This is a genomic window from Lamprobacter sp. (genome assembly GCF_034860625.1).
GTDB lineage: Bacteria > Pseudomonadota > Gammaproteobacteria > Chromatiales > Chromatiaceae > Lamprobacter.
This window is the reverse complement of sequence record NZ_JAYESN010000059.1, coordinates 1-10,537: the sequence shown is the minus strand read 5'-3', so window position 1 is coordinate 10,537 and position 10,537 is coordinate 1. Positions and strand designations below refer to the sequence as shown.

The 10,537-nt window shown below is 63.9% G+C and carries 8 protein-coding genes; 3 read left to right on the top strand and 5 right to left on the bottom strand.

What is annotated here, in order from left to right; genetic code table 11:
• Positions 1–13: 13 nt before the first annotated feature.
• The 3 genes from VBE63_RS15430 to VBE63_RS15420 form a co-directional block, all read right to left on the bottom strand.
• Positions 14–1,144 (bottom strand): response regulator, encoded by a 1,131-nt coding sequence (locus VBE63_RS15430; RefSeq protein ID WP_323683920.1) that lies wholly within the window; start codon positions 1,142–1,144, stop codon positions 14–16.
• 2 nt (positions 1,145–1,146) lie between these two features.
• The gene (locus VBE63_RS15425) at positions 1,147–3,582 is read right to left on the bottom strand and encodes a PAS domain S-box protein (protein ID WP_323683919.1); all 2,436 of its coding nucleotides are present in this window, start codon (positions 3,580–3,582) and stop codon (positions 1,147–1,149) included.
• Between the two features lie 72 nt (positions 3,583–3,654).
• Complete coding sequence (locus VBE63_RS15420; protein WP_323683918.1) at positions 3,655–4,098, bottom strand: cobalamin biosynthesis protein; 444 nt, start codon at positions 4,096–4,098, stop codon at positions 3,655–3,657.
• Positions 4,099–4,214: 116 nt separating this feature from the next.
• On the opposite strand from VBE63_RS15420, the gene VBE63_RS15415 reads away from it, so the two are divergent.
• On the top strand, positions 4,215–5,717 hold the full coding sequence (locus VBE63_RS15415; protein ID WP_323683917.1) for a cobyrinate a,c-diamide synthase: 1,503 nt from the start codon (positions 4,215–4,217) through the stop codon (positions 5,715–5,717).
• 107 nt (positions 5,718–5,824) lie between these two features.
• On the opposite strand, the gene cbiE is transcribed toward VBE63_RS15415, so the two are convergent.
• Positions 5,825–7,135 carry a precorrin-6y C5,15-methyltransferase (decarboxylating) subunit CbiE gene (gene cbiE, locus VBE63_RS15410; protein ID WP_323683916.1) on the bottom strand — a complete coding sequence of 437 codons (1,311 nt, stop codon included), beginning with the start codon at positions 7,133–7,135 and terminating at the stop codon, positions 5,825–5,827.
• 368 nt (positions 7,136–7,503) lie between these two features.
• Between cbiE and VBE63_RS15405 the strand changes: the two genes are divergently transcribed.
• On the top strand, positions 7,504–8,646 hold the full coding sequence (locus VBE63_RS15405; protein WP_323683915.1) for an OmpA family protein: 1,143 nt from the start codon (positions 7,504–7,506) through the stop codon (positions 8,644–8,646).
• Positions 8,647–8,891: 245 nt separating this feature from the next.
• On the opposite strand, the gene VBE63_RS15400 is transcribed toward VBE63_RS15405, so the two are convergent.
• Positions 8,892–9,113 (bottom strand): putative motility protein, encoded by a 222-nt coding sequence (locus tag VBE63_RS15400; RefSeq protein ID WP_322827025.1) that lies wholly within the window; start codon positions 9,111–9,113, stop codon positions 8,892–8,894.
• Between the two features lie 116 nt (positions 9,114–9,229).
• Here VBE63_RS15400 and VBE63_RS15395 point away from each other — a divergent pair.
• Positions 9,230–10,537 (top strand): SLC13 family permease (locus tag VBE63_RS15395; protein ID WP_323683914.1); only part of this gene is annotated, 1,308 nt, incomplete at its 3' end.

Genomic DNA, 10,537 nt, shown 5'->3' with positions numbered 1-10,537 from the left:
CGCATGGTATGCGTCAGTCATCAGCCTGACTCAAGACGTCGACCTCCTCTTGGTGGTCAGCATGGGCTAGCGCGATCTGGCGGAAGTCTTCCTGGCACTCAATAAAGGCATCGACCACCTGTGGGTCGAAGTGGCCACCGCGACCCTCGCAAATGATCTCGACGGCGCGCCGATGCGAAAAAGGCGGCTTGTAGACCCGGCGGCTGATGAGGGCGTCATAGACATCGGCCAGCGCCATGAGCCGAGCGGAGCAGGGGATGGCCTCGGCGGCGAGCCCTTGCGGATAGCCGCTGCCATCCCAGCGTTCGTGATGGCCGTGAGCGATCTCCTTGGCGAAGCGCAGGAAATGGCAAGGCCCGCCACCGACGGTGTCTTCGGCCTGGGACAAGGCTTGCATGCCGAGGCTGGCATGGTCCTTCATGATCTCGAACTCTGCTTCGGTCAAGCGGCCGGGTTTCAGCAGGATCGCATCCGCAATCCCGACCTTGCCGACATCATGCAGGGGCGCGGATTTGAACAGCATGTCGATACTGGCGGCATCAAGGTCGAAAGGCTCGCGCAGGTGCTCAGCGAGCACGCGGACGTAGTGCTGAGTGCGGCGGATATGGCCGCCGGTCTCGTTATCGCGGGTCTCGGCCAAGCCGGCCAGCGCGTGGATGGTCACATCCTGAGCCCGGGCCAGCTCACTGGTGCGCTGGCGGACCGTCTCCTCGAGCCACTCGTTCTGATGGGCCAGGGCACGCCGCGCCCGGGCCAGGCTGAGATGGGTCTTGACCCGCGCTCTGACCTCCAGGATCTCGAACGGCTTGGTGACATAATCCACCGCGCCGACCTCGAAGCCGCGCGTCTTGTGGGCGACCTCGCTGAGGGCGGTGAGAAAGATCACCGGAATCTCGGCAGTGGCCGGGTCGGCCTTGAGCCGCTCGCAGACCTGATAGCCGTCCATGCCCGGCATCATGATATCGAGTAGGATCAGGTCCGGCGGCGCACCATCGGCGAGCGCGGTGGCGACGGCATCGAGGGCCGAGGGGCCATCCATGGCCACCATCAGTTCGTGGCTGTCGCCGAGGGTATCCATCAGCACATCGATGTTGGCTTTGGTGTCGTCAACGGCGAGGATGGTACATTGCGGCAGGTCAGTCATGGTTAGGGTGCTGTGCTATCAGGATCGCTTGTCAGGGTTGGGTCTGGACTCGCCCTCTCTGCATCGGGGTCGACGGCCAGTCGCGCGAAAAGGCGTTCGATCTGGTCATGGGCATCCTGGAACCGATACTGGCCCAGCAAGCGCGTCAGCGCTTGCAGATCCGCGCCAAGATGAGCGGGCCAAGATCGAGCTTGAATCGCTTGTAAAGCAGCGCGGCAGCGAGTTGCCCTGCGGGCACGGACCTCAGGCGCCAGCGCTTCAAGGATCGCGCGTAGCTCGGATTCGGCACACACATGGCCGGTCTTATCGGCCTTAGCGGGCGCAACTTGAGGCAAACCAGGCTCGTCAAGTGGAGACCAACCAGGCTCGTTACCCAGCGCGCGCGGCGCGGACGCCAAAGCTCGCCCCCGGTCGCTGCGGTCGCCAAGCCAATACTGTAGGCGCGCAAACAGTTGCGGCGGATCGATCGGTTTGGTGATGTGATCGTTCATCCCGGCCTGGATGGATTTTTCATGATCCCCGCTCATCGCATGGGCGGTCATCGCAAGGATCGGCAGGCACTCGCAGCCGGGCAAGGCGCGAATGGCGCGGGTGGCGCTCAGCCCATCCATAATCGGCATCTGGATATCCATCAGCACGGCATCGAACCGCTGTTGGCGGATCTGCTGGATCGCCTCTTGGCCATGATGCGCGATGCTGACCTCTGCGCCGGCACGGGTCAATAGCTCGTAGGCGACGCGTTGGTTGACCCGGTCATCTTCAACCAGCAGGAGACGCAGACAACACAATCGGCTGGCCCGCTGCAACGGCGCGCCGGGAAGCTTGTCGGCCACATCGACCAAGCGCGCCGGACGTCTGAACCGGGCACTGAACCAGAATGTGCTGCCCTGACCAAGCCGACTCTCAACGCCGATGCGCCCGCCCATGAGCTCACTCAGGCGTTTGCAGATGGCCAGTCCGAGACCGCTGCCGCCATAGCGACGGGTCATGGAGGTATCGGCCTGCGAGAAGGCTCGGAAGAGCTTGGCTTGTTGCGCCTCGCTGAGGCCGATGCCAGTATCCTCAACCGAAAAGCGCAACAGCCAGTCCGGCCCGGCCTGTTGCTCAACGCCGACGCGGATGCAAATCTCCCCACGCTCGCTGAACTTGACCGCATTGCCGGCCAGATTGAGCAGGATTTGGCGCAGGCGCAACGGATCGCCAATCAATGCTCCCGGAACGGCGGGCGCCACCTCGAAGCGCAACGCCAAGCCCTTGGCCTCAGCCTTGGCTGCGAGCAGTTGCGCGACCAGATCGAGCACCTCCTGCAGCCGGAAGTCAACCGCCTCGAGATCCAACTGCCCGGCCTCGATCTTGGAGAAATCCAGGATATCGTTGAGCAGCCGCAACAAGGAGCGCGCCGCACCCTCGATGCGGCTCAAATACTGCTGCTGTTTACTGCTGAGCTCGGTATCCAGCGCCAGATGCGCGGTGCTGATGATGGCATTCATCGGCGTGCGGATCTCGTGACTCATCGTGGCGAGAAAGGCCGATTTCGCGCGCGTGGCCTCCTCGGCCAGATGCTGCGCCTGCTTCAGCGCGCTGATATCGACCATGACGCCAATGAGCCCACCCCGCTGCCCATCGGAGAGATCGAAGCTGACGATCCAGTAGAGCAGATGATGCTCGCGGCCATCGGCGAAGCGCAGCGTGCGTTCCCGATGATGCGTGCCGCCCTCGGTGATTAGGCGCCTGTCCTCGGCATACTCGGCGGATCGCTCGGCCTCGGGGCGTTCGTGCAGATCGAGCGCGGTTTGACCAAGCAAGCGTCCACGCGAGGTCCCAAAGGCCTCTTCGTAGGCAGTGTTGCAGCCGACGAAGCGCGCGTCGCGATCCTTGATGAAGATCGGGTTGGGAATGGTATCGAGCAGCGCGTCCTGAAAGTGCAACTGATCATGTAGGGAGCGCTCGGTGCGTTTGCGCTCGGTGATGTCTTCCTTGACGGCGACGTAGTGGATGAGCTGGCCTTGCTCATCAAACACGGGGCCAATCGCCGCATTCTCCCAGAACAGTTCGCCGTCCTTACGCCGATTGGCCAGCTCGCCCCGCCAGACCTCGCCACGTTGCAGCGTTCCCCACAGCCGACGATAATCATCAGCGTCCTGGAGACCGGATTTAAGCAGGCTTGGCTTCTGTCCAAGGATCTCCGCAAGGCTATAGCCGGTCACCGCACTGAAGGCGGGGTTCACATATTCGATCCGACTCTGCGGATCGGTGATCAGCACCGCAGCCGGGCTCTGCTCGATCACCCGCGAGAACAGGCGCAATTCGCGCTCGACGGCCTTGCGTTCGGCGATCTCATTCGCCAGTTTTCGATTCCACCAGAGCGCGGCGATGAGCAGGCTGCCAGCGATGGAGGCAGTCGCCAGCATGAGTTGAAGATCGACAGTGAATGACATGGCCAAACCCGCGCTGAGATGCCCTTGTCGACCAACAACCCCGCTGGCCCGGTGGTTAATTCTAGCCTGAGATCAGGGCTGGGAACGACTACTCGCCACCGCCACCGTGACCCATTTGCCGTCCACGCCCTGATACGCTTGCTTCTCGACCAGCAACTGCGGCGGCTCGCCTGGCGCTCCATGGCGGTCTGCCGCCAATCCATTAGGGCCCGCAGCCAATAAGGCCGCGGCCTCGGCGACGGCCGCGGTGCCGATCGAGCGCGCCAACCTCGGCGATGACCGAGCGACCGGCACCAACGCCAGCGCGGCGGCGCTAAAGAACCATAATGGCCAGCCATGGGAGCGCGCTAGCTGCCATAATCCCGGCTCATCACGCTTGCGCTCGAGACTCGCAAGCGCGATCACCCTGACCGGCCCTAAGCCGCGCAGCGCTGCATCAACCCCGGCTTCCAAGGTCGCCAGCGCAGTGCCGCGCATGCAGCCGATGCCGATGGCGACCGCCGGTGATTTCAACACACGGCCACTCATCACTGCCCCACCAGTTTGGCGGCCTTGCTAAACTCGCTAGGGCCTTGTTTTATAAGAATTTCAATCTCCATCTATCTGCACCATCTGCGATTTATAGGATCATCATGCCTCACCTCGGCACAGCCACTGGCCACTTCAGCCAGATCCCCACTCGCAGCCCCGCGCCGCAGCCCAGTCCTGGTCGCTCGGCTCAGTCCCATGCTGGCGCTTATGATCCCGCTCATGATCACGCCCAGGACCATCAGTGCCCAGCGCTCTTCCTGAGCGCCACCTCCTCGGGTCAAGGCAAGACCACGCTGACCGCCGCCCTCGCCCGCCATCATCGCAACGCGGGTCGCCGAGTGCGGGTATTCAAGACCGGCCCGGACTTCCTCGACCCGATGATCCTCGGGCGCGCAGCCGGCGCAGGCACCGAGGCCGAGCCGCTTGATCTGTGGATGGTCGGTGAGGACGACTGCCGGCGCGCCCTCTACCAGGCCGCGGGCGAGGCCGACCTGATCCTGGTCGAGGGCGCGATGGGCCTCTTTGATGGCGCACCGTCCGGCGCGGATCTGGCCGAGACCTTCGGCCTACCAGTGGCGGCGCTGATCGACGCCCGCGGCATGGGCCAGACCTTCGGCGCCCTTGCGCTCGGGCTGATGCGCTATCGCCCGGGACTCTGCTTCGCCGGCATCGCCGCCAACCGCGTCGGCAGCTCGCGCCATGCCGAGATGATCCGCGCCGGGATACCGGCCGAGGTGCCCTATCTTGGCGCCCTGCCTCGGCTCGATGAAGCCGCTCTGCCGAGCCGTCATCTGGGGCTGGTGCAGGCGCAGGAGATCGCCGACCTGGAGCAACGACTCGACCGATTAGCCGAGCACATCAGCACGACCGAGCTTGCGGCACTGCCGCAGCCGGTTCGTTTCCAAGCGCCAAAGGAACTGGCGACATCCTCAACGTCGATTGCAGGAATGTCGTCCGTAGGAGTGCCGCTCGCAGGAATGCCACTCGCCGGAAACCCACTCGCTGCAGCTCCACTCGCCGGTCGTCGCATTGCCATCGCCCGCGATGCTGCTTTCTCGTTTCTCTATGCAGCCAATCTGCGACTGCTCGTGCAGCTGGGGGCTGAACTTGCCTTTTTCTCCCCGCTCAGCGACGAGAGCATAGATCCGGCCGACGCCATCTACCTTCCCGGTGGCTATCCAGAGCTTCATCTGGCGCAGCTTGCCACCAACAGCGCCATCAAAGAGGCATTGCGTGCACATGTCGACGCTGGACGACCACTCTATGCCGAATGTGGCGGCATGCTCTATCTGCTCGAGCATCTGAGCGATAAGGAAGGCCAGAGCGCCGCGATGGCGGGTCTGCTCCCCGGCACCGGCCGTTTGCAGCCACGTCTGGCCGGGCTTGGCATGCAAGCCCTCGCACTTCCGGCCGGCGAGCTGCGTGGCCATAGTTTTCACCACTCGAACATGAGCACGCCGATCACGGCAGTGCAGTACGGCATCCGTCAGCACAACGGTCAACCGGGCGAGCCCTTCTATCAACAAGGTCCGATTCGGGCGAGCTATCTGCATCTCTACTTTCCCTCGGCCCCGGCTGCTGCTGCCGCCCTGTTCCTGCCTTAACGCCCTTAGGCGATTTCTGTCAAAGCTCATACCGCCTTGCTTGTCTTTTCGCTCGAAGGCAAACGAAAATCCGACGCAATTCGGTACGAGCTTTTTCGGCAATCGCCTTAGCGGTCGGTGTCAGCAAGCGGCTTTTCAACAAAAAACAGGGTGATCGGCCGCGCCGCGCGCCAGCCATCGAAGCGCCCGAGCGGCTCGGCTTGGGCGACACTCACGCGCGTCAGCTCGCCGCCGATCCGCTCCCGCCAGGCCACCAATGCCGCCTCGGTCTGCAAGGTGACCGCATTGGCCAGCAGACGCCCGCCTGGCCGCAGCGCCTGCCAGCAGTGCTCAACGACAGCCTCGACGCTGAGGCCGCCGCCGATGAAGATGGCGTCTGGGGTCGCGAGCCCCACCAGCGCGTCTGGCGCGCGCGCCGTCACCAGTTCAAGCTCCGGTACGCCGAGCCGATCGCGATTACGCTTGATGAAGCCACAGCGATCGGGGTGCGACTCGATGGCAATCGCCCGACAACTGGACTCGGCGCGTAGCCACTCGATGCCAATCGAGCCACAGCCGGCGCCGACATCCCAAAGCAGCTCGCCGGGCTGTGGTACCAATCGCGCCAAGGTCAGTGCGCGTACATCGCGTTTGGTCAGCTGACCATCATGCTCGAAGGCTGCATCGGGCAGCGCACTGCGACGCGACAGCGGGCGCGTGCCCGGATCGGCATGGCAGTGGACCGCGACCAGATTGAGCGCGGGATCGGGATCGGGAACGGGGTCAGGCGCGGGATCGGGCGCTGGCGCGGCTAGGCGCCGATCAGGCACGCTCCCTAGCCAGGAAGCTGCGGTGCCATCGCGACGCGTTTCATCTGGCCCACCCAGGCGCCCCAAAACGCTCAATTGGCTAGCGCCATAGCCACGCGCCACCAAGAGTCGAGCCAGCGCCGCCGGGGTGTCGCCATCGGCGCTCAGCACCAGCAATCGCGCTCCTTCGGCCAGGTAGAGCGCGACGCGCGCGAGTGGGCGGCCGTGCGCCGGCACGACCCGCACCTGCTGCAGCGGCCAGCCCAACCGCGCCGCGGCCAGGCTCATCGACGACGGCGCCGGCAGCACGCGCAGCTCGTCCAACGGTAAGCGCTCAGCCAGTTGCGAGCCGATGCCGTAAAACATCGGATCACCACTGGCCAGCACGCAGACCGGCTCGCCCCGGTGCGCGAGCACCTGTTCGTAAGCCAACGCGAACGGCCGCGGCCAAGGTCGGCGTTGCTGTCCGGCTTGAACCGGCAGTAATGCCAGATGGCGCTCGCCACCGAAGACCAGCGTCGCTGCCTCAATCGCAGCACGCGCCTCGCACCCAAGGCCGCTGAGCCCGTCTTCGCCAATACCGATCACCCTCAGCCAAGCTCGATCGATCAGCCCGGTCGCGCAAGTCATTGATGACGAATCTCCTCTGCTGCTGCCAAAGTTCGGAAGTTTGGAAGTTCGGAAGTTCGGAAGTACCAAATCATGAGAACAGGCTCAGCCCATCCCCGTTGAAAGCCAGCTGCGCCCGTGCCTACGCCCGTGCCTGAGACCGTGCCCGTGCCCGTGCCAGCAGTCTAAAGCCGATGATCACCTCGACTCCATCGCCCGAACGGAACATCCGCCAACCAGAGCGCCTGCATCGGGCCTGCGTCGGGTCAAACGACGGCGGAGCGTCTACAATCGCCCCGGAGCCAATCGACCGACGTCCAGCTCCTGGGCGCTTGAGGATTCGCGCCTTGCATGCACAACAACTGCTTCATCGTCAGGCTGAAGGGGGAATGATGATCACTGCCCGAAACCACATCCGTCATTTGATCTCCACCATCATCGCAACCGCGATCATCGCGATCGCGAGCATGGCCTTCCAGGCCGACAGCATCGCCTCATCGGATGCTGAGGGGCTTACTGAGGGGTTCTCTACCGAACAGCGCGCCCGCTTAGAGCGGCAGCTCAACATCGCTCGTGAGGAGCGCGATGCGTTGGTCCTCGAGACCCAAGGCCGAATCCTCGAGCTCACCGAGACGCTCGAGAACGAGCGTGCGGTGTTGGCCAGGCAACGCGATGAGCTGGAAGCGTCCAAATCGCTCCAGGCAGACGCCGAGGCCCAAATCACCGAGCTCAGGGAGGCCCTTGAAGCCGAGCGCGCAGATCTGGCGGCGCTGCGTGAGGAGCTCGATGCGGCCAAGACCGACCTTGCTGAAGCTGAAGCCGTGGCAAAGGCAGAGGCAGAGGCAGAGGCAGAGGCAGAGGCAGAGGCAGAGGCAGAGGCAGAGGCAGAAACCGAGGCTGAAGAGCGCAAGCAATTGGAGCGACAACTCAGTATCGCTCGGGAAGAACGCGATGCGTTGGTGCTCCAAACAGAGGCCCAAATCGCCGAACTCACCGAAGCCCTTGAAGACGAGCGCGCGGCGCTGACGGCGCTGCGCGATGAGTTGGAATCCACCAAGTCTGACCTTGCCAAAGCCGAGATTAAAGCCGAGACCAAAACCGAGGCCGACCCGCCAGTCAGCAACCTGGACCTTTCACAAGAAGACGCCGACGAACTCGGTGGACAGCTCACCGAAACAGGCATCCTGGTTGAGTTCGAACCTGACGAGCTCTCGTTCGACAGCGCTAGCGCGGTCTTGCCGACGACGAACCTACCGACCCTCGATCGCATCGCGAAATGGCTCGCGGATCGCCCAGCGCTCAACGTCCGAATCGAAGGGCATACCGATAGCCTCGGCAACCCTGAGATCAACCAGCCGCTCTCCCAGCAACGCGCCGAGGCGGTGCGTCAGGCACTGATCGATCGAGACATCGCCGCCGAGCGCGTAGTGGCGCAGGGTGCCGGCTCCAGCCAACCCATCGCCGATAATGCAACACCGGAGGGGCAGCGCCGGAATCGCCGCGTCGAGATTTACTTGATGACAGCGCAGTAGGACAAACCCAGCGCCCCAAACGAGGCTGGTAGCTGATCGGTCGAGACAAGCGGCGCATCAACAGCGGGGAGCAGGGGGGAACAGGGACAACAGCCGTGATCAAGGACAGTCTCAAAGGCTGACCAATCACCTGGCCCCTGCTCAGGTCGATGCGATGGGTAGGGCGGAAGCTCCTCGATCCGAGTGCGACACCCTAGAAAGCGAGCGCAAGGGATCAGGGATCGAGGAATCAGGCAGGATAGTGGTCAGGCGTAGGTATTGATTTGGGTGCCAAGGTGGCCCTCAGACGCGAGGTTGGAGCCAGAATCTGTCCCAGAGCCCGTCATTGCGGACTCCATCAACGCAGAGACCTGCTGCGCTTGATTATCGAGCGCCTCCTTAAAGATCTGCATCTGAGCCTGCTGCGCGGTCTGCGCTTGGTTCATGTACAGCGATGCACTGACGGCATTGTTGACGGAAACATCCATGATGGGACCCCCTCTAACGTGAACGATATGATTAACGCTAGCAGAAGATCCTGAAATACGCAAAAGTCGGCCATGCCCTAAGCTCAAGGATGTGAATTGGGTCTCAACACCAACTCATGATGCAAACACTGAACCTCATCATCGGCCTCGCGCTCTACCTCGGCCTTGAGCTCGGTGCCGGCCCGCTGCTCGGTGAGGTCGCGAGCGGGCTCGCGATCCTGGCCGCAATCGCCTGGCTCTGGCTCAGCGAGGCCCTGCATCTGAGCGTCACCGCGCTGCTGGTGCCCTTGCTCGCAACCATCAGCGGGATCATGCCGCTGGATCAGGCCCTGGCGGCCTTTGCCAACCCGGTGATCTTTCTCTTCCTCGGTGGCTTCGCGCTCGCCACCGGCTTGCGCGAACAAGGCCTGGACCGCTGGCTGGCAACCTGGGTGGTGCGCCGTGCTGGCCCCGGGTTGGACCGCGCCGCGCGGGCGCTGTTCTGGCTCACGGCGCTGCTATCGATGTGGATCAGCAACACCGCAACCGCGGCGATGATGCTGCCGCTGGCGCTTGGCCTCCTGGCGACCTTGCCCGTCGCCCCCGAGACCGAGGCCGAGGCCAAAACCGAGCGCAACACGCGCATCTATGTGTTGCTCGGAATCGCCTTCGCGGCCAACATCGGCGGCATCGGCACCCTGGTGGGGAGCCCGCCGAACGCGATCGCGGCCGCGCATACCGGCCTCGGTTTCGCTGCTTGGCTAATCATCGGCGTGCCTTTGGTGATCCTGATGCTGCCGCTGATGGAATTCGCCTTGCGCCTGAGCCTGCGGCCGCAACTGGCCAGCAAGGTCGAGCCGGTCGGCGAGCCGCTGCGCTGGGGCCGAGCACAGTGGCTCATGCTGCTGGTGTTCGCGAGCACCGTGCTCGCCTGGGTGTTCGGCAGCCTGATTGCCGATTGGCTGCAGATCAGTACGGGCTATGATGCAGCGGTGGCGCTGCTAGCTCTGATCGCGCTGCATGCCTTTGGCCTCGCGCCCTGGCGTGCGATCGCCGAGCGCACGGACTGGGGCGTGCTCTTGCTGTTCGGCGGCGGGCTGACGCTAAGCCTGATCCTCGAGGCCAGCGGTGCCGGGGCCTGGCTGGCGAGCTTGCTCGCTGGGCCTTTCACCTCGATGCCCGTGGTGCTGAGCCTGATGCTGTTGGTGCTGTTCGCGATGGCGCTGACCGAGGTGGCCAGCAATACCGCCAGCGCGGCCCTGATGATCCCGCTGTTCATCGGCCTGGCACCGCAGATTGACAGCGTCGCGATGGCCATGCTCATCGCCCTGGGAACCTCCTGCGCCTTCCTACTGCCGGTGGCGACCCCGCCAAATGCCATCATCTTTGGCAGCGGCCAGGTGCCACAGCGCGCCATGCTGCGCAGCGGACTCTGGGTCAGCGCG

Excerpts from the sequence above, each read along its gene's own strand:
- VBE63_RS15430 (WP_323683920.1), bottom strand. The coding sequence starts at position 1,144 with ATGACTGACCTGCCGCAATGTACCATCCTCGCCGTTGACGACACCAAA.
- VBE63_RS15425 (WP_323683919.1), bottom strand. The coding sequence starts at position 3,582 with ATGTCATTCACTGTCGATCTTCAACTCATGCTGGCGACTGCCTCCATC.
- VBE63_RS15415 (WP_323683917.1), top strand. The coding sequence starts at position 4,215 with ATGCCTCACCTCGGCACAGCCACTGGCCACTTCAGCCAGATCCCCACT.
- cbiE (WP_323683916.1), bottom strand. The coding sequence starts at position 7,135 with ATGACTTGCGCGACCGGGCTGATCGATCGAGCTTGGCTGAGGGTGATC.
- VBE63_RS15405 (WP_323683915.1), top strand. The coding sequence starts at position 7,504 with ATGATGATCACTGCCCGAAACCACATCCGTCATTTGATCTCCACCATC.
- VBE63_RS15400 (WP_322827025.1), bottom strand. The coding sequence starts at position 9,113 with ATGGATGTTTCCGTCAACAATGCCGTCAGTGCATCGCTGTACATGAAC.